Genomic DNA, 18,881 nt, shown 5'->3' with positions numbered 1-18,881 from the left:
CGGCGGGTAAATTCATCGGCTACAATTGTAATAAAGAATTCAGATTTAGGATTGCTGCTGTTCTTCTCCAGGAACTCGCTGAAAAGACCCTGGCTCAGCTCAAATACACTCGGATGGAAACCCCAGAAGTTCATGGATACCGGCGTATTGGCGGCCAGCGGATGCTTGCTGCCATCTGCTTCTTCATAAACGATCTGCCCGTTCTCCGGGTATATCTTGGTCCTTTCATTGATAGCCGCCAGGTTCCCGTCTGCGCTCACTTCACATACACCGCGGGAAACAGAGCCATGCTCGCTGATCGTTTTGCCCAGTTCATACCCTACCACACTGTATACATTGGGCTTACAGCCATTGTTCAGGAACTCCGCCATCTTAACAAAAGCATCGGTACCATAGAAATCATCCGCATTGATCACTGCAAATGGCTCATTGATAGCGTTTTTCGCGCAAAGCACCGCATGGGCTGTGCCCCATGGCTTGGTCCTGTCGGCTGGCACCGCATGACCATCTAAAAAAGCATCCATTTCCTGGTATACAAAATCAACAGCCACGCGGCCTTTGAGCTTTGGTTCAAAGATCTCTTTGAAGTCTGCTGCAAAATTCTCGCGGATGATGAACACTATTTTTCCAAAACCGGCGCTGATAGCGTCGTAAATAGAGTAATCGATGATAGTTTCACCGCTGGGGCCAAATTTCTGGATTTGCTTCAAACTGCCGTATCGGCTGGCCATACCGGCCGCCAGAATCAATAAAGTCGGTTGCATTTTTCTGATATTAGTTTTATAAGTGTCAACTATTTACCTAAAAATATCGGCGCTAAATTTAATCATTAAAACTATTTTCACACTTTCTTTTTGTAGTAATACCGTTTTTTAAAGATTAATTAAACCGAACAATGAAGAGATTATTAGTGCTGGGAGCCTTTGCCATGCAGTGTTTCAACGCTGCCAATGCGCAACAGAAAACAAATCCAAACGACATCAAAGAAAAAATGCAGTGGTTTGCCGATGCCAAACTTGGCATTTTTATCCACTGGGGCATCTATTCAGTCAAAGGAGTAGATGAATCCTGGTCATTCCACAACAAAAAAATATCCTACCCCGATTACATGCAGCAGCTCAAAGGCTTTACTGCAAACAATTACAACCCGCAGGCATGGGCCGATCTGATTAAAGCATCCGGCGCCCGCTATGCGGTAATGACCACCAAACACCACGATGGCGTGGCCCTGTGGGACAGCAAATACAGTAAACTGGATGTTGCTAACAGTACACCGGCGAAAAGAGATGTGCTCACCCCTCTCTATGCGGCTTTGCGGCGCGATAGTATCAAATGTGGTGCCTATTTTTCCCTGATCGACTGGAGCCATAAGGATTATCCGCAGTTCCTGAAAGACAGTAACCGCTACGATATCAAAGCCCAGCCTGAGAGATGGCAGCGCTTTCTGAAGTATTACGAAGGACAAATGGCCGAAGTAATGACAAAGTTCAACCCCGACCTGTGGTGGTTCGACGGCGACTGGGAGCATTCCGCGGAAGAATGGGAAGCGCCCAAAATGCGGCAGATGCTCACTTCGCATAATCCCAACACCATTATTAACGGGCGTTTACAAGGCTACGGCGATTATGAAACACCTGAACAGAATTTCCCCGTATCACGCCCAAAATACCACTGGTGGGAGCTTTGCATGACCATCAACAGCAACTGGGGCTGGCAGCCACAGGATACCAACTGGAAAACACCCTTTGAAATCATTAGCATCTTCGTGGATGCCATAAGCAATGGCGGAAACCTCCTCCTCGACATCGGCCCCAAAGCAGATGGCAGCATCCCTGAAGAGGAAGTAAACGTACTGAAAGAACTGGGCGCCTGGAACCAACGCAACGGCGAAGCGGTCTTCAACACCATTGCCGGTATCCCCCAGGGCCACTTCTATGGCCCCACTACGCTGTCTAAAGATTCTACCACCCTTTACCTGTTCCTTCCCGCCAAAACCAGCGGCCAGGTAATGGTAAAAGGCCTGTCCAATAAAATTGAAAGTATCACCGTGCTGGGCAATAACAGCCAGCTGACGCACAAAGTAGTAGGCAAAATTTCCTGGAGCCCGGTACCCGGACTGGTATTCATCGACGTACCGGAAAATGTGCACGACAAATACATCACCGTGCTGAAAGTAAAACTGGATAAGCCCGTAAAGCTGTACAGGGGCCAGGGCGGCTTCCTGACCAATGATTAATCAAATTTGATTTTATATTTGGGGAGATGAAGCGCTGTAGTATGCCTGCATCTCCCCAATCTTTTTCCCTTATTACTTAAATGCGGTATGCTTTCATACGATCAGATTACCCTTGATTCCTTTCGCACCAGCTGGCTGCCGGCAAGCCTCAACGCCGCTATGCTGCGTTTGGATAAGATCCATCCGGAAATATCAGGGAATAAGTGGTTTAAACTGAAGTATAACATTGCTGCTGCCAAAACAAATGGCTGCAGTGGTATCCTTACCTATGGCGGCGCCTACTCCAATCATATTGCCGCTACCGCCCTGGCCTGTAAGGAAGCAGGCCTGCCCTGCACCGGGGTGATCAGGGGAGAAGAACATCAGCGCCAGCTGAATCACACGCTCCAAACCGCGGCAAACAATGGCATGCAGCTGCTTTTCGTCAGCCGGGAAAAATACCGGGACCACAAAACAGGACAAACATTATTTCCCGGCTACCATATTGTTCCGGAAGGCGGTCACAATGCCGCCGGCGCCAAAGGCTGTGAAGAGATCCTTTCCGTTTTCCCCACAACAGCATATACACATATCCTCTGCGCCACAGGCACCGGCACCACCCTTGCAGGTCTTATCAACAGCGCGCAGCCACACCAGCAGGTAACCGGCATCCCGGTGCTGAAAGGCGCACAATACCTTGAAAAAGAAGTGGCAGCCCTGCTTCATCCCGGCGGTACCAGCCACTGGCAACTCCTATACGAACACCACGGTGGCGGCTATGCAAAAAAATCGCCCGCCCTTATAGATTTTATCAATAGTTTCTACAACGAAACAGGCATCCCCACCGATTTTATTTACACCGGCAAACTGGTAATGGCCTTCCGGGAACTGGCGCAGCAGGGCTACTTCCCGGCAAACAGCAAGGTGCTGCTGATACATACCGGTGGCCTTCAGGGCAATCTTTCCCTCCCTCCCGGCGTTCTATCCTTTTAAAAACTGTTCATTATATTTGAACGGTAGTGTATTTTTGCCAACTTTAAGAGCTCACGGAATAATCAGTATGAAGCAGTTTGTGCGTATCACTTTTGTTATTGGAATTTTTTTATTGACCGGATTTACTGGACATGCACAGGCACAGCAGTTTATGCCTCCTGTGCTGCCCGATTTCACCGCTTCCATCAAAACCGGTAGAATACAACTGGACTGGATCTCCGGCTTCACACAGGTAAAGGAAATCGGCGTGCAACGCTCCCTCGACAGCGTGCTGAACTTTAATACCATTGGCTACGCCAGCTATCCTACTCAAACAAGGAATGCCTATCTTGATAATAAACCCTTGCCCGGTACCAATTATTACCGACTCTTCATCCTGTTCACCAACGGGCGCTTCATGTACAGTAAAACCGTACTGGCCCTGTCAGACAGTACTATACGCGCCGATCAGAAGCTGCAATATGCCGATATAATGGATGCGTCAAGAGGGCTGAGAGGTAAAGAGCAGGAAAACAAAGAGCCGGAAAGGATTTCCTGGCACCCTTCCAACTACATCTACACTACTGCCGATGGTAACGTCAACATAAAATTGCCGGATGCGCCACAGAAAAAATATTCCATTAAGTTTTATGAGTCCAACGGTACTTTCCTTTTTGATATAGACCAGGTAAAAGCGCCCTTCCTCATCCTGGAGAAAGCCATTTTTATGCATGCAGGATGGTTCAACTTCGAAATATTCGAGGAGGGAAAATTAAAGGAGAAATGGAACCTGTTTATTCCACTGAACTATAAAATGTAAGGTTATACCATTTCAGCGCCGAATACTTCGCCGAAATGTTTGCTCAGCTTAGCTTTCACTTCTTCCAGGCTTACCGGGCCGCCCACTTCTTTATCCAGTGAGGCCACCTGTTTGTCGGCAATGCCACAGGCAATAATGTTGTTGAAGTAATCCATCAGGGTATTTACATTCAGCGCAAACCCATGCATGGTTACCCAGCGGCTGCAACGTACGCCCATAGCGCATATTTTACGGGCCTTCGCTTTATCGTGCGGGTCCAGCCATACACCGGTTTCCCCGGCTGAGCGGTCGCCGGTTACCCCATACTCCGCCAACGTGCGGATGATCACTTCTTCCAGGCAACGCAGGTATTTACCAATATCCGTAAAAAAATTTTCGAGATCCAGGATAGGATAACCCACCACCTGGCCCGGGCCGTGAAAAGTGATATCGCCACCGCGGTTGGTAGGTACAAAACCTATACCCCGCTCCTGCAGCTCCTCCCGGGAAATGAGCAGGTTTTCCATATGCCCGCTTTTACCGATGGTATACACGGGTGGATGTTCGCAAAACAACAGGTAATTGGTAGTAGCCCCCGGCAATCCGCTCCCCGCACGGGTTTTCAACTGCACATTCTCCTTCAGTAACTGCTCCTGGTAATCCCAGGCAGCCTGGTAATCTATCACACCGAGGTCTTTTACAACAATCTTCTGCTTTGCTTTGTCCATGATCATATTCATCTTTTTCAGCTGCGCAAAGGTACGCCAAATCGCCGTGATACGGAACATTTGCCCCGGCGCAGCTAAACTGCCAACTAAACTTTACCTTTGCAAAAAATTGTATTAATGGCTGAAGAATTGCTGGAACTGGAAGATGAGCTGGATAACGGGGATGGCAGCGAGGAACTGTACGAAAAGATCAATATGGTGGTGGATAAAGGCCAGGAGCCTGTCCGTATTGATAAATTCCTTACTAACCGCATAGAAGGCGCTACCCGCAATAAGATCCAGCAGGCCCTGGACGGTGAAATGGTATTGGTAAACGACAAACCCGTTAAAGCCAATTACAAGATCAGGCCACTGGACAGGATCATTGTGTTTTCCAACAAGAACCCGGAAAATACAGATATCATTCCACAGGAACTGCCGCTGAATATTGTGTATGAAGACGACGATATAATGGTCATCGATAAACCCGCCGGCCTGGTAGTGCACCCTGGCTGCGGCAACCGCGATGGCACACTGGTGAACGGCCTCTCCTGGTACCTGGGCGATAAAACCCAGGCCACGGAACCAGCGCTTCCCCGTTTCGGACTGGTGCACCGTATCGATAAAAACACCAGCGGGCTGCTGGTGATCGCCAAGTCCGACAAAGCCATGAACGACCTGGCAAAACAATTCTTTGACCACACTGTGCACCGGCGCTATATTGCACTGGTATGGGGCGACTTTGAAGAAGACGAAGGCACCGTAGTAGCCCATGTAGGCCGCCATCAGCGCCTGCGCAAGATCATGGATGCTTACCCCGACGGCGAATATGGCAAGGAAGCCATTACCCATTACCGCGTACTGGAACGGTTCAACTATGTAAGCATGATCGAATGCCGGCTGGAAACAGGCCGCACCCACCAGATCCGTGTACATATGCAGCATATCGGCCACTCCCTGTTCAACGATGAAACCTATGGCGGTAACCGCATCGTTAAAGGCACCGTATACACGAAATACAAACAGTTTGTGGATAACTGCTTTGATATAATGCCCCGTCATGCCCTGCATGCACAACAACTGGGCTTTATACACCCGCGCACCCGTGAAAAAATGCACTTCGAAAGCCCGTTACCAGCCGACTTTACCGCCGTCCTGGAAAAATGGAAAAGATATATTTCAGCAAGACCGCTGAAAGACGATGGCGAATAACCCGCCTGCAACGGTTTTAGCGGAGCATTCCTCCGCTAAAATCATCTTATTATAAAAATCATATTTATTATTATAAATATTCTACATGTTTAGGTTATCTTAGCAGCAATTACCCATGTCAATTGCATGAGAGACCAAATATCTATTTTCTGTCGATCCTTATTCCTTATACCGGTTTTCCTGGTGTGCAACCTGCTTGGCCATAAAGCCAACGCCCAGCGTACTCCTTTTGCAGTATCTTCTACCTGTGTAAACGACACTTCTTTTTTCCTGATCATTAATCCTGCGGGCATCGATTCAGTAAAATGGCGCTTTAATGATCCCCCTTCGGGAGATAAAGATTCCTCCAAAAGCATGCGTGCCTGGCATATTTATACCAGCATCGGCACCTACTCTGATACCCTTATCGCCTGGCGCAACGGCGTTCCGGATACCACCGTGCAACCCGTGACCATTGTTACACCTGTGATCTTCGACCTGGGCGACCAGGACATTACCTTGTGTGAAGGGAGTACCATGACCTTACAGGCCCCTGTAATACCCGGCGCCACCTATCTCTGGCAGGACAGCTCTACGAACAGCAGCATCCTGGTAGATACTTCCGCTACCTATAAAGTAAAAATAAACGGCTGCCCCAATCCTGATTCCGTGAATGTGTTTTATACACCCATTCCTGAAATTGAGCTTGGCAAAGATCTTATACTATGCACCGGTGAACACATTGCCCTGGACGCTACCGCACAAAACTGCACCTATCTCTGGAATACCGGCAACACGGAGCCTACACAGGATGTGTATACCTCCGGCACCTATCACGTAGATGTGTTCCCGAAAGGATGCCCCACCATGTCGGACGAGATCACCATTACCTTTACCGGCGCCCCTTATCCTTTTTCACTGGGGCCGGATACGCTACTGTGCCCCGGTGAATCTATCCGTGTGGCTCCCAACATTCCCCAGGCCACTGCCTGGGAATGGAGCACCGGCGCTACCACTCCCGCCGTTACCATCAGCAGTACCACCAACCTGTGGGCGCTGGTAGAGATCAACAATACCTGCAGTGTGGTAGATACCATCTTCATTAACTATAACCGCTTAAAAAAACTGGACCTCGGTAACGACACCAGTATCTGCAAAGGCAGCTTCCTGGTGCTCACAGCGGATTTTGGCAACGGCCAGTATCTCTGGCAGGACGGCTCCGACCAGGCCACCTATTACGTTACCAAACCCGGTTTCTATTATGTGCACGCACAAATAGGCCGCTGCGAATCTATGGACAGCATCTCTGTAAAATTTGAAGATACGCTACGGGTAAACCTCGGTCCTGATACCCTGCTCTGCAGGAATGAAGTATACCAGCTGCGCGCTACCGGCGCCGGCGGTGGCATTTACAAATGGCAGGACAGCACCAGTACGCCGATGTATACCGTTACGCGGCCCGGGTTTTACGCCATGGTGGCTACCAACAGCTGCGGAACGTCTGTTGATTCTGTAGAAGTAAAATACCACGATTGCCAGTGCCAGTTGTTTTTCCCTACTGCTTTTTCTCCTAACGGAGATGGAAAAAATGATTATTTCCGGCCGGTATACCGGTGCCCCATATACGATTATACATTGAGTATTTATAACCGCTGGGGAGAACGGGTGTTTTACACCACCGATCCGCAGGTAGGCTGGAATGGGCGTGTGAATGGCACTTTGGCTGATATTGCCACCTATGTGTGGATAGTGGATTATAAAGAAGTGATCACCCGGTTTGCAGTGCATAAAACAGGGACTATCACGCTGGTGAATTAGTTATTGTGCGCCGGTAAAATTGAGGAATTTTGCCGCAAAAACGGCTGTTTCCCTTTTTTTGAAAGGCACATTCCAGGTGCCGTTATAGGTTACCAGGGCGGGGATCAGCAGGCCATTGTATTTGGTCATCTGCACATTCATCTTCACATTAAAATCAAACAGCATTGTTTTATAAGAGAGGGCATATTTGCGGCCTACGATCTCAAAATTCTCTTTATTAAACCAGGTGATCAGCTCATCGATCACTACATCTGCCCGGTCGATCCGGTTCAGGCCCGGTTTTGTTTTAGCGGTAAATACATAACAGGAAGTACCGTCCACATAGTTTTCCGCAGTAATGGAAAAATCGTAAAACCGCATTACCTCGCTGTTGAAGATGGCTACTTTGGATCCTACAATGGGTACCCCGCGGATGGGCTTACCGGGGTTGAAGATCAGCTGTTTGAGCTGCGCCTTGTGCCGTGCCAGGCTACCGCTGGAGCGCTCGGGATCTTCCCCTGATTCATCTGTGCATACCGTGCCTTTGGTGAAGAACAGGTTAGCATATAATTCAGCGGTATAGTAATTATAATTGCCTTTGCGGGTATAGAAGTCGCCGGTCACCTTTTCATTGGATACCTGCATGGTGCGGCATTTTCCCTTTATCTCCTGGTGGGTTTGGTTATACAGGGAGGCCTGCACCTGTGCGTTTTTGCCCAGTACCTGAATATCATTGATGGCATCAAATCCTACGATATGCAGGTTTTTAAATGCGCGGTAAAAAGTGGTGTCATCTTCCACTCTTTTTATAAAGCTGTTAACGTCGAAGCCTATACGCTTTGCAGCTACAATCACTTCATCCAGGTTAACCGTCATTCCTTTATAGCGGGCTGTGTCCTGGGCGCTGAGTTGCAAACACTGTAACAGGCTGAGGGCAGCGATTCCTGCTATACTTTTCCAAAATTGCGACATGCTGCAATTTAATAAAAAAGCGCAAAGCCGGTGTTACACAAATGCTAAAAACAGAAAGCCGTTGCAAGTATTACTTACAACAGCTTCCTGTTTTTCTTTAAAAAGAGCGCTATCTCTTTTTATCAACCGGGGATTTTTCCGGCCACATACATTTGTTCCATAGTAGGCTGCAGCGCACCACCTTTCTTTTCCAGGGTAACCGCAAACATTTGTGCTTTGCCGGTTACTTTCATTTTCTGGAGGAGGCTGGCTGTATCACCCATTTCGAACACGCCCATATCAACCGGTTTGCCATCTACGATAGCCCAGAGTTGATACTGTTTGTCGGCAGCTGGTTCTGGCAGTTTGTTAACTTTCAGATACACTTCCTGACTTTGCGGGTTCCAGAATACAGTGGCTAATGCTTCAGGGAACGCTTTGGTACCTGGCATCGGCACTTTCAGGACTTTAGGATCCTGGATGATTTCCATGGATTCCTGCATTTGTTCTAAGCGGGTTTTGTAAAGATTGCTCTTTGACAAAATGGAGTTCTGGGATACGAGTAAAGACTGGTATTTATCTTTGTACTCCTTGAATTCCTTGTACCGGTTAAAGAACACATAGTTTAAAATAAGGCTTCCCAGCAGCAGCACAGCGGCGGCGGCGGCAAGCCATTTCCAGGATAGGCTTTTAGTTTCTTGCATGGGCACTACATTTGGTTGTCGCAGGTCTTGATCGGGTACAGGTTCACCCTCCTGCAAATTGGATTCATTATTGATTTGTGTGAATAAACGTGTTTTGATATCTTCTCCGGGAACCCTGCCCTGCAACCTGATATATTCTTCCATATTGCGGCGGTAGGCTTCTACCTCTGCCGCTACTGCCGGGTACTGCGCCATAGCGGCTTCCAGCTCCCGAATTTCTTCTTCGCTGGCCATACCTGCTATATACAGCTCAATAATTCCGGACGATATGAAATGTTGTGGGTCCACTACTGCAAAAAATATTTACTTGTTTAAAATAGTTCTCAGTTGATTAATGGCGTTGCGCATTCTCGTTTTCACGGTACCCAAAGGAATCTCCATTACCCGGGCAATTTCTTCCTGGGTACAACCTTTATAATACGCTAAGTCTATCAGGGTACGCTGTTCTTTGGTGAGCTTTTCCAGGATCCGGGAGAAACCCAGGTAGTCGGTCGATGGCTGCACAGCGATGAGGCTGTCGCTTACATGTACGTCATCCGGTATATTCCGGATTTTCTGTTCCAGCTTATGGGCTTTTGACCGGAGCGTATCAATAGCGGTATTCCTGGCGATATTCAGCATCCAGGTAAAAAGCCGGCCTTTTGTTTCATCGTATTGGTCAAGATGCCGCCAGATCTTCAGGAATACTTCCTGCAATACGTCTCCCGCAGTACTGTCGTTGTTCAGCACCTTTACAATCACGCCATACAATGCAGGTGAATACTGGTCGTACACGTAACTGAATATTTTCTGGTCGCGGGCTTTCAATCCCTGCACCAGCTCAGCTTCTGTATATGTGGCAGCGTATTCCAAAACAGATTGGATATAGTTTGTATTTTATACTGGACGGATGGCACACAACATGACAGAACGAAACATGATCATCATGCCTTCAGCTTTCACGGATATTTTTTTACAAAAATGGTGTGTCTTTAATAGTGGTCAAACGGGGCCTGTTGAGGCAATATACTCTTTTATCATGATGAACAGAACGGGCCTTACTTCGCCAGCTTTGCCGACATGCATACCTGGTCCATACTTGGCTCAGGGCTACCGCCTTTCATTTCAAGTGTAATGGCAAAGCCCTGTACTGCTGCCACGGCTTTCATTTGTTGTAATTGTTGGGACACTTCACCGCCTGTGAGGAAAACACCGGCATCTACCAGTTTCTTATTCACAATGGCCCACAGCTGGAACTGTTTGCCTTGCGGAGGCAGCGGCATCAGTTGCGCCTGCAGGTATATGGCCTGCGTTTTTTCATTCCATCCTACGGCTACCAGGTTGCCGGCATACTTTCCGCCGCCGGGGATCTTTGTCCATTTAAAATCGGGGTTACTCAGCGGATCGGCTTCAGCGGCCAACGGCGTTTCTTTCAAACGGGTCAGTGACTGTTGCGCTTTATCGGCTTCCAGTTTCTCTTTGGTAGCTATGAGCGACTGGTAACGGCTTTTATAATCAGTAGATTTCCGGAAAAAAAAGAAGTTCATAAAAATGCTGCCCAGCAGCAATACCACGATAGCCGCGGTAAGATATTTCCAGATCCGGTCTTTAGATGGTTTGGCAACCGGGAGTTGCCTCACCGGCGTTTCCCCGTTCTGTGGCTGTTGCCTGTTCTTTTTTTTTCCGTTGAGGGAAACAGGAGCGGGCGTACGCAGCTCATCCGGCAGCAGGTCATTTCCTTCCTGCGTATTTTCCTGATGAACAATTTCCATCAGCCGCTCCCTGATGCTATTGGGAGGCGCTATTGCATACAGCTGCACAAAACGCTCTTTGTCATGCTGCAGTGAATCCACTGCGGCTTTGACATCGGGGTATTGTGATACGGCCGTTTCTACCTCACCCTGTTCTGCTTCCGGCAACATGCCGAATACATAGCTTTCAAGGATTCCGGACGATATGTATCGTTGTACATCCACTATCTCTAATAATTACAATTGTTTTAACAGTATTCTCAATTGTATAATAGCATTGCGCATGCGGGTTTTCACGGTGCCCAATGGTATTTCAAGTGTCCTGGCTATTTCTTCCTGGGTATGTCCCTTGAAGTAAGCCATATCAATAATAATGCGTTGATCTTTCTGCAACCGCTCAATCACTTTTGTTAATCCAAGATGATCCACTGATAAATGTACCGCCAGTTGCGGTTCATACATCAGTGCTACACTGTTTACATCCTGTACGCGTTGTTCGAGTTTGTGATTTTTTGAGCGAAGACTATCGATAGCCGTGTTGCGGGTAATATTCAGCATCCAGGTAAACAACCGGCCTTTTGAGGCATCATAGCGGTCAATATTCCGCCAGATTTTTACAAATACTTCCTGTAATATATCTCCGGCTGCAGCTTCTTCTCCCACTACTTTCAGGGCTACGCCGTATAACGCGGGTGAATAGTGATCATACAAGTAAGTGAATATCTTTTCATCCCTGGCCATAAGGCCCTGAATCAATTCCACTTCAGTGTATGTTAAGGTAGCTCCCAAGTTTTGAGGATATGGATGTTATACTTTACGATACCAAAATAACAGGTTTTCTTTACATTACAAAATTATTTCCTATTTAGGGAAGGTCATCTTGTAATCCACTCGTATTTTGCCTTTTGTGATATCTTCCAGCTTACTTTTCAGCATCCTGCGTTTTAACGGCTTGAGGTGATCAATGAATAAAATGCCATCTATGTGATCGTATTCATGAAGGATCACCCGGGCAGTTACACCGGTAAAAGTTTTTACATGCGGGGTGAAGTTTTCGTCTACATAGCTCAGGGTAACAGTTTCCGCACGGGTTACATCTTCCCGTACCTTCGGGATGCTCAGGCATCCTTCATTGTAAGCCCAGTCTTTTCCCCCGGTTTCCACGATATGCGCGTTGATAAACACACCTTTTACGCCTTCATCTCCGGGATAATCATTCTTTTCGTCTTCTTCCAGGTTGTGAATGATCTGCTCACTGTCTACCACAAACAGCCGGATTGCCTTATTTACCTGCGGGGCGGCAATGCCCACGCCATTAGAACCATACATGGTTTCCCACATATTAGCAATCAATTCCTTCAGGTTAGGATATTCAGGAGTAATGTCTTCCGCTACCTTTCTCAATACCGGGTGCCCGTAAGCTACAATTGGCAAAATCATGTTCAAATACTTGGTTTAATCCGCAAAGATAGACAATTTCATCTTTAAGCGGGGTTTGTCTGACTCAGGATTACGCTGATTATAATGATTTTTATATATCATTATATTTTATTACGGAGGTATTCCTGCAATATAATAGTGGCACTTATTTCGTCCACCAGCGCTTTATTACGGCGGTCTTTCTTTTTCAGGCCGCTGTCGATCATTGCCTGAAAGGCCATTTTGGAAGTAAAACGCTCATCCACGGTAACTACCGGGATCTCCGGGAAATTCTTTTTTATGATACGGATACATTCGGTTACCAGGGCAGTGGCATCTGTAGCGTTGCCGTCCAGGTTTTTGGGTTCTCCAATAATAATGGTTTCCACAGGCTCTGCTACCAGGTACTTTTTCAGGAAAGGGATCAGGTCGTGCGTGGCAACAGTAGTAAGCCCGGTGGCAATCATCTGTAAAGGATCTGTTACTGCCAGTCCCGTTCTCTTTTTTCCATAATCTATCGCCATCAGACGGGCCATATCGCTAATTATATTTACCGGTTAATGAAAAACGAGCATATCCGTGATGGCAAAGGTGGCAAATACCACGCTTGCAATCCCGTTGGTGGTCATAAACATGATATTGATCCTGCTCAGGTCGTCGGGTTTTACCAGCAGATGTTGGGAAACCAGCATTACTACAAATACAGCGGCGCCTATCCAGTATATCCAGTGAAAGTGCCCGGTTAAACCGATGGTGACCACCAATGCGGCGGCTATTACATGGAGTAATTCGGAAAACCGCAGCGCGCCGGAAAGCCCCAGCCAGGCCGGGATAGAATTCAGTTGCTGGGATTTATCGAAATCCTCATCCTGCAGGGAATAGATAATATCAAAACCGGATACCCAGCAGAGCACCAGGAAAGATACCAGCACCGGCAATAAGGCGAAGCTGCCGGTAACCGCCAGGTAAGCGCCTATGGGCGCAAGGGCCAGTCCTACGCCCAGCACCAGGTGGCAAAAGGCGGTGAACCGCTTGGTATAACTATAGCCCAGCACCACCAGCAAAGCTACGGGCGAGAGGTAAAAACATACCGGGTTGATGAACCAGGTGGTAATAATAAACAGTACCACATTGGCAATAATAAAAAACAGGGCATTTCTGGGAGATATGATACCGGCCGGTATTTCCCTTTTTGCCGTACGTGGGTTGAGCTTGTCTATATCCACATCCAGCCACCGGTTAAATGCCATGGCCGCGCTGCGGGCAAACACCATACATAATACCACCAGCAGGAAGGTAAGCCAGTTAAAGCTGCCGCCTCCTTTGGTAGTGGCCATAAAAAAACCGGTGAGGGCAAAAGGCATGGCAAAGATGGTATGACTGAACTTTACCAGCGATAAATACTTGTTGACCGTAGAAATCATATAATTAATCCTTTAAGCCTGCTTCAATTTTACAAAGATATCCCAAACCACGATACCGGTGCTCACAGAAATATTTAAAGAATGCTTCATACCCAGCTGGGGTATTTCAATACAGCCATCCACGACCTTCATTACTTCCGTATCCACCCCACTTACTTCGTTTCCGAAAACCAGCGCCAGCGGCTGTCCGGCGGGCGGAACAAAATCATTGAGCATAAAGCTGTTCACTGCCTGTTCAATGGCCATCACCTTATAACCGGCCGCTTTCAGCTCCTGCACCGCGCTTACGGTAGTATCGAAATATTGCCATTCCACGGTTTCGGTAGCGCCCAAAGCCGTTTTATTGATATCGCGGTGCGGCGGCACCGGCGTATAACCGCAAAGGATAATGCCCTGTACCAGGAAAGCATCCGCTGTACGGAACACCGACCCCACATTGTGCATGCTTCGTATATTATCCAGTACCAGTACAACAGGCGTTTTATCGGCAGCCTTGAACTCTTCCACCGTTTTACGGCCCAGTTCATCCATGCTTAATTTTCTCATCACCTGCAAAGATAATAGGATGGGATGAGTTTTATATATTTGCGCCATGGCAAAAAGTAAAACGGAAGAAACCCCGCTCATGCAGCAACATAAGGCCATCAAGGAGAGATACCCTGATGCCGTACTGTTGTTCCGTGTTGGCGATTTTTATGAAACGTTTAATGAGGATGCAGTTATAGCCGCCCGCGTACTGGGCATTGTTTTAACCAAAAGGGCCAATGGGTCCGCCTCTTATGTTGACCTGGCAGGATTTCCCCATCACTCACTGGATACTTATCTCCATAAACTGGTAAAAGCCGGTCACCGGGTGGCCGTATGCGACCAGCTGGAAGATCCCAAAACCGTAAAAGGTATTGTAAAACGCGGCGTTACCGAAATGGTAACACCAGGCGTAGCCATCAACGATAAACTGCTGGAAAATTCCAGCAACAACTTCCTGGCAGCGGTTCATTTCAGTACAGATACCACCGGTGTGTCTTTCCTCGATATTTCCACCGGCGAATTTTTTATTGCGGAAGGCAGCACCGAATATGTGGATAAGCTCCTTCAGAGCTTCCGCCCGGCAGAAGTGCTGTTTGCCAAACAACAGCAAAAAAACTTCAAAGCCACTTTCGGTACCCGTTTCTATACGTATACCATGGATGAATGGATATTCACCACTACCTATGCGGAAGAAATACTGCTGAAACATTTCCAGACCCATTCCCTGAAAGGTTACGGTGTAGACGGGCTGCCTGCTGCCATCATTGCCGCCGGCGCCACCCTGCATTACCTGAAAGATACCGAACATCCAAACCTCCAGCATATTACCCGCATGCAGCGTATCAGCCAGGACGATTTCCTGTGGATGGACCGCTTCACGGTGCGTAACCTGGAACTGCTCAACAGCAGCGTGGAAAACGGGCATACCCTCCTGAAAGTACTGGACAATACCGTTACACCCATGGGCGCCCGCCTGCTCAAACGCTGGATGGTATTCCCTCTCCGGGATATCAAAGCCATTAACGAAAGGTTGGATACCGTGGAATATTTTATCAGGGAAACAGATCTTTCCAAATCACTGGTCCATCACCTGAAACAAACCGGCGACCTGGAAAGACTCGTATCCAAAATACCGCTGAAGAAAATAAATCCCCGGGAAGTACTGCAGCTGGCCCGTTCCCTGCAACAGGTACAGGCGGTACAGGGCCTGCTGGCCAACAGCAGCAGCGACTACCTCCGGCGGCTAAACGAAAAGCTGGATCCCTGCGCCCCCATTCTGGACCGGATCCTTAATGAAATCATGGAAAACCCACCGGTACTGGTGAACAAGGGCGGCTGTATCAAAGACGGCGTAAACGCGGAGCTGGACGACCTGCGCAACATCGCCAATAAAGGAAAGGATTATTTGCTCCAGATCCAGCAGAAAGAATCTGAAGCCACCGGTATCCCTTCCCTGAAAATAGCCTTCAACAACGTATTCGGCTATTACCTGGAAGTAACCAACACCCACAAAAATAAAGTGCCCGACCGCTGGATGCGCAAGCAAACACTCGCCAACGCAGAACGCTATATCACCCCAGAACTGAAGGAATACGAAGAAAAGATAGTAGGCGCGGAAGATAAGATCCAGGTGCTGGAAAGCAAACTGTTCGACGACCTCGTGCAAAGCCTGCAGGCGTATATTAAACCTGTGCAGGAAGATGCGCAGGTGTTTGCGCGGATCGACTGCCTCCTGTGCTTTGCGCACAACGCCATGCAGTATAAATACCGCCGCCCGAATATCACGGAAGGGTTCGACCTGGTCATAAAGGAAGGCAGGCACCCCGTAATCGAAAAAGGGCTGCCTCCCGGTGAAACCTACGTTTCCAACGATCTCCGGCTGGATAAGGAATCCCAGCAGATCATCATTCTCACAGGGCCTAACATGTCCGGTAAATCGGCGCTGCTACGGCAAACGGCGCTCATCACCCTGATGGCGCATATGGGTAGCTTTGTGCCCGCCACCAGCGCGGACATTGGCCTCACCGATAAAATATTCACCCGCGTAGGCGCGTCCGATAACCTCAGTGGCGGCGAATCTACCTTCATGGTGGAAATGAATGAAACCGCCAGCATCATCAACAGCATCACGGCACGCAGTCTGGTGATACTTGATGAAATAGGCCGCGGTACCAGCACCTACGATGGGATCTCTATTGCCTGGAGCATTGTGGAATACCTGCACGATATGACGGCGCACCGGCCCAAAACACTGTTCGCCACCCACTATCATGAACTGAATGAACTGGAAAACAAACACGCAAGGGTAAAGAATTTCCATATCACCAATATGGAATCCGGCAATAAAATTATTTTCCTCCGTAAACTGGCTACCGGTGGAAGCCGCCACAGCTTTGGGATCCATGTGGCGCGTATGGCCGGCATGCCGCCTGAACTGATCAACAGGGCCAATGAAGTGCTGGCCAATCTCGAAGAAAAACATATCGACGCGCCATTGCAGAAAAACATCAAACAGATCAGCACTCCTTCGCAGAAACTACAACTGAATATCTTTGATGCGCACAGCGATGTATTCCAGCAGATCCGGGAAAAACTGGATACGGTAGACATTAACCGGCTTACGCCGGTGGAAGCATTGCTGAAGCTGAGCGAGATTAAGAATATGATCGGTTAAATATCTTCATAAAAAAAGTCCCGGTAAACCCGGGACTTTTTTTAATACTAACTTATACGGTTACACTATTTCTTATCCCACCAGACACGGCCGGTAAAGTCGTTATCATTTGCCCCGTACTCGCCTGTTTTCTGCATTTCAGTAATAGCATTTCTCCAGTTGACCTGGTTGGCAATAGAAGGCTGAGGCAGTATCCAGCGACGTGGAATTTCCACTGTCTGACCGGAAGATACCATTGGTTCCATCGGGAGGATTCCACCTACTTTAGGAACACCTGCTCTTTTCCATGCGCCCCATGCTTCCCATGGTGATTTAAAGTGATTCAGGAAGTTCTGGATATTGATCTTTTCCAACAACACATCTGTGGCGCCGGTGAAGGCTACGGCAGGAGTTGCGATATAAGCCTGTAATGCCGCTGCATTCAGCGGTGCATAGTCCTGTATCTTCGCGAGGTTACCCATTGCATCGTAGGCTGTTACAGATGCGGTGATACCATTCTCATAATAGGTCTTTGCATCTCCTTCTACCATACCGCGCACAACCAGTTCCGCCAGCATAAAGCACTGCTCTGCGTAGGTAAGGATGGGCTGTGTGTAACGGGCGCCATTATTGGACCCGTTCTCCGCGTCAAGATTAAACAACCTGCGCTGAAGCGGCGATATAGTATCCGCATTCCTGTTGATCGTTTTACCATTGATCACCATTACGTATTTTTTAACAGTAAATACATTACTGTAAGCAGCATTGGTTCTCTTATCCGGGCTGGAGGGCAGGCCAACATAGCGGCGATCCACATATTGTGCTGTTGGGCTGTAAATACCTGCCAGTTTAAGACTGTCGAACAACGCTTTGGTATAACTGTTCTTTTCAAAGAAAAGATTCAGACGCGGATCTTTGTTATCCACCATATAGTCTACCATGTTTTTGGCGGCAGACAGTGGATTGTTATCCATAGCCCAGTTACCGCCACGCGCAAAGTTGATGGCAGCGGAAACGAATTTCCATTCATCGTCGTTAGACGCAAAGATACCGGCTTTGCTGGCCAATACTTCTTTTGCTACGGCGCTTACCTTTTCAGGCGCTCTCTTCAACAGGCGCATAGCAATTTTCAGACGGAGCACGTTACCGGCTTTTGCCCATTTTGCAGCATCTCCGCTGTAAAAGATATCATTAGCCCCATAACTTACCTGGGTAGGTAATCCGGCTGCCAATGTTTCTACCGCTTTTTTTAATTCCGCATCCCAGGTAGCAAACAGGGTTTCCTGTGTATCATACTTTGGTGTAAAATTAGCGTCACTGCGTGCGCCCCATGCTTCTGTATATGGAATGCTTCCATTGGCATCAGACACTCTCCAGGAAGAATATACCTTGAGTATCTGTGCAATAGCCACCAGGTTACTGTACTGCGCCTGCTGATCCTGTGGTTTCCTGGCCACTACATCCTGTATTTCCACCAGGTTGCGGCCAATGTTCTTATATAATGCGTTATAAAAATCATTGGTGTTGGTTGGGCTAAACAAACCGGTAGGAGATGTTCCCGGTGAAGCTACGCCGAACTGCATCCATTGCATCTGGTATTGATATGCGTCGTAGAACCAATCGAAGTCGCGGTCTACGATGCTTTTTACAGATTGAGTGATTAAAAGCTCCGGTGGCGGATCCTGTGTGATAACCGGACTTGTATTCAGGTCAGCGAAATTTTTCGTACAGGAGCTCAGCATTAAACCGGCCACTGCCACACCTATCCCCCATTTATTAACAGTTTTCATT

Annotated in this window: 18 protein-coding genes; 6 read left to right on the top strand and 12 right to left on the bottom strand. The window is 48.0% G+C overall.

Annotation, left to right across the window (positions count from 1 at the left end):
- The coding region (locus VIM72_RS10065; RefSeq protein WP_332002705.1) for a sugar phosphate nucleotidyltransferase at positions 1-764 on the bottom strand (764 nt) is incomplete at its 3' end.
- 131 nt (positions 765-895) lie between these two features.
- Between VIM72_RS10065 and VIM72_RS10060 the strand changes: the two genes are divergently transcribed.
- The 3 genes from VIM72_RS10060 to VIM72_RS10050 all read left to right on the top strand — a co-directional run bounded on the left by VIM72_RS10060 (position 896) and on the right by VIM72_RS10050 (position 4,007).
- Positions 896-2,236: an alpha-L-fucosidase gene (locus VIM72_RS10060; RefSeq protein ID WP_332002704.1), complete on the top strand. Its 1,341-nt coding sequence runs from the start codon at positions 896-898 to the stop codon at positions 2,234-2,236.
- A gap of 87 nt (positions 2,237-2,323) precedes the next feature.
- Positions 2,324-3,208 carry a 1-aminocyclopropane-1-carboxylate deaminase/D-cysteine desulfhydrase gene (locus VIM72_RS10055; RefSeq protein WP_332002703.1) on the top strand — a complete coding sequence of 295 codons (885 nt, stop codon included), beginning with the start codon at positions 2,324-2,326 and terminating at the stop codon, positions 3,206-3,208.
- 112 nt (positions 3,209-3,320) lie between these two features.
- The gene (locus VIM72_RS10050) at positions 3,321-4,007 is read left to right on the top strand and encodes a hypothetical protein (RefSeq protein WP_332002702.1); all 687 of its coding nucleotides are present in this window, start codon (positions 3,321-3,323) and stop codon (positions 4,005-4,007) included.
- 2 nt (positions 4,008-4,009) lie between these two features.
- On the opposite strand, the gene lipB is transcribed toward VIM72_RS10050, so the two are convergent.
- Positions 4,010-4,714 (bottom strand): lipoyl(octanoyl) transferase LipB, encoded by a 705-nt coding sequence (gene lipB / locus VIM72_RS10045; RefSeq protein ID WP_332002701.1) that lies wholly within the window; start codon positions 4,712-4,714, stop codon positions 4,010-4,012.
- Positions 4,715-4,831: 117 nt separating this feature from the next.
- Between lipB and VIM72_RS10040 the strand changes: the two genes are divergently transcribed.
- Entirely contained in the window at positions 4,832-5,905 is a 1,074-nt protein-coding gene (locus VIM72_RS10040) for an RluA family pseudouridine synthase (RefSeq protein WP_332002700.1), read from the top strand.
- Between the two features lie 126 nt (positions 5,906-6,031).
- Positions 6,032-7,702 (top strand): gliding motility-associated C-terminal domain-containing protein, encoded by a 1,671-nt coding sequence (locus VIM72_RS10035; protein WP_332002699.1) that lies wholly within the window; start codon positions 6,032-6,034, stop codon positions 7,700-7,702.
- Here the strand turns inward: VIM72_RS10035 and VIM72_RS10030 are convergent, their stop codons facing one another.
- From VIM72_RS10030 to VIM72_RS09990, 9 genes are all read right to left on the bottom strand, one after another.
- A complete protein-coding gene (locus VIM72_RS10030) occupies positions 7,703-8,653 on the bottom strand; it encodes a hypothetical protein (protein WP_332002698.1) in 951 nt (316 codons plus the stop codon).
- Between the two features lie 122 nt (positions 8,654-8,775).
- Positions 8,776-9,624 (bottom strand): anti-sigma factor, encoded by an 849-nt coding sequence (locus VIM72_RS10025; protein ID WP_332002697.1) that lies wholly within the window; start codon positions 9,622-9,624, stop codon positions 8,776-8,778.
- Between the two features lie 15 nt (positions 9,625-9,639).
- On the bottom strand, positions 9,640-10,188 hold the full coding sequence (locus VIM72_RS10020) for an RNA polymerase sigma factor (protein ID WP_332002696.1): 549 nt from the start codon (positions 10,186-10,188) through the stop codon (positions 9,640-9,642).
- A gap of 185 nt (positions 10,189-10,373) precedes the next feature.
- A complete protein-coding gene (locus VIM72_RS10015; RefSeq protein ID WP_332002695.1) occupies positions 10,374-11,291 on the bottom strand; it encodes an anti-sigma factor in 918 nt (305 codons plus the stop codon).
- Positions 11,292-11,303: 12 nt separating this feature from the next.
- Positions 11,304-11,828 (bottom strand): RNA polymerase sigma factor, encoded by a 525-nt coding sequence (locus tag VIM72_RS10010; protein WP_325642425.1) that lies wholly within the window; start codon positions 11,826-11,828, stop codon positions 11,304-11,306.
- A 99-nt stretch (positions 11,829-11,927) separates the two neighbouring features.
- Complete coding sequence (def, locus tag VIM72_RS10005; protein ID WP_332002694.1) at positions 11,928-12,506, bottom strand: peptide deformylase; 579 nt, start codon at positions 12,504-12,506, stop codon at positions 11,928-11,930.
- A 101-nt stretch (positions 12,507-12,607) separates the two neighbouring features.
- Positions 12,608-13,021: a Holliday junction resolvase RuvX gene (gene ruvX, locus VIM72_RS10000; RefSeq protein WP_332002693.1), complete on the bottom strand. Its 414-nt coding sequence runs from the start codon at positions 13,019-13,021 to the stop codon at positions 12,608-12,610.
- A 21-nt stretch (positions 13,022-13,042) separates the two neighbouring features.
- Positions 13,043-13,909, bottom strand: coding sequence for a UbiA-like polyprenyltransferase (locus VIM72_RS09995; RefSeq protein WP_332002692.1), 867 nt, complete (start codon positions 13,907-13,909; stop codon positions 13,043-13,045).
- Between the two features lie 12 nt (positions 13,910-13,921).
- Positions 13,922-14,455, bottom strand: coding sequence for an RNA methyltransferase (locus tag VIM72_RS09990; protein ID WP_332002691.1), 534 nt, complete (start codon positions 14,453-14,455; stop codon positions 13,922-13,924).
- A gap of 46 nt (positions 14,456-14,501) precedes the next feature.
- Between VIM72_RS09990 and mutS the strand changes: the two genes are divergently transcribed.
- Positions 14,502-17,111 carry a DNA mismatch repair protein MutS gene (gene mutS, locus VIM72_RS09985; protein ID WP_332002690.1) on the top strand — a complete coding sequence of 870 codons (2,610 nt, stop codon included), beginning with the start codon at positions 14,502-14,504 and terminating at the stop codon, positions 17,109-17,111.
- 65 nt (positions 17,112-17,176) lie between these two features.
- Here mutS and VIM72_RS09980 read toward each other — a convergent pair whose 3' ends face one another.
- Complete coding sequence (locus VIM72_RS09980) at positions 17,177-18,880, bottom strand: SusD/RagB family nutrient-binding outer membrane lipoprotein (protein ID WP_332002689.1); 1,704 nt, start codon at positions 18,878-18,880, stop codon at positions 17,177-17,179.
- Position 18,881: the final 1 nt, after the last annotated feature.

Source organism: Chitinophaga sp. (assembly GCF_036569185.1).
GTDB lineage: Bacteria > Bacteroidota > Bacteroidia > Chitinophagales > Chitinophagaceae > Chitinophaga.
The sequence above is the reverse complement of the archived record's forward strand: the minus strand, read 5'-3'. Positions and strand labels throughout refer to the sequence as shown.

Excerpts from the sequence above, each read along its gene's own strand:
- VIM72_RS10060 (WP_332002704.1), top strand. The coding sequence starts at position 896 with ATGAAGAGATTATTAGTGCTGGGAGCCTTTGCCATGCAGTGTTTCAAC.
- VIM72_RS10055 (WP_332002703.1), top strand. The coding sequence starts at position 2,324 with ATGCTTTCATACGATCAGATTACCCTTGATTCCTTTCGCACCAGCTGG.
- lipB (WP_332002701.1), bottom strand. The coding sequence starts at position 4,714 with ATGGACAAAGCAAAGCAGAAGATTGTTGTAAAAGACCTCGGTGTGATA.
- VIM72_RS10040 (WP_332002700.1), top strand. The coding sequence starts at position 4,832 with ATGGCTGAAGAATTGCTGGAACTGGAAGATGAGCTGGATAACGGGGAT.
- VIM72_RS10035 (WP_332002699.1), top strand. The coding sequence starts at position 6,032 with ATGAGAGACCAAATATCTATTTTCTGTCGATCCTTATTCCTTATACCG.
- VIM72_RS10030 (WP_332002698.1), bottom strand. The coding sequence starts at position 8,653 with ATGTCGCAATTTTGGAAAAGTATAGCAGGAATCGCTGCCCTCAGCCTG.
- def (WP_332002694.1), bottom strand. The coding sequence starts at position 12,506 with ATGATTTTGCCAATTGTAGCTTACGGGCACCCGGTATTGAGAAAGGTA.
- ruvX (WP_332002693.1), bottom strand. The coding sequence starts at position 13,021 with ATGGCCCGTCTGATGGCGATAGATTATGGAAAAAAGAGAACGGGACTG.
- VIM72_RS09995 (WP_332002692.1), bottom strand. The coding sequence starts at position 13,909 with ATGATTTCTACGGTCAACAAGTATTTATCGCTGGTAAAGTTCAGTCAT.
- VIM72_RS09990 (WP_332002691.1), bottom strand. The coding sequence starts at position 14,455 with ATGAGAAAATTAAGCATGGATGAACTGGGCCGTAAAACGGTGGAAGAG.
- mutS (WP_332002690.1), top strand. The coding sequence starts at position 14,502 with ATGGCAAAAAGTAAAACGGAAGAAACCCCGCTCATGCAGCAACATAAG.
- VIM72_RS09980 (WP_332002689.1), bottom strand. The coding sequence starts at position 18,880 with ATGAAAACTGTTAATAAATGGGGGATAGGTGTGGCAGTGGCCGGTTTA.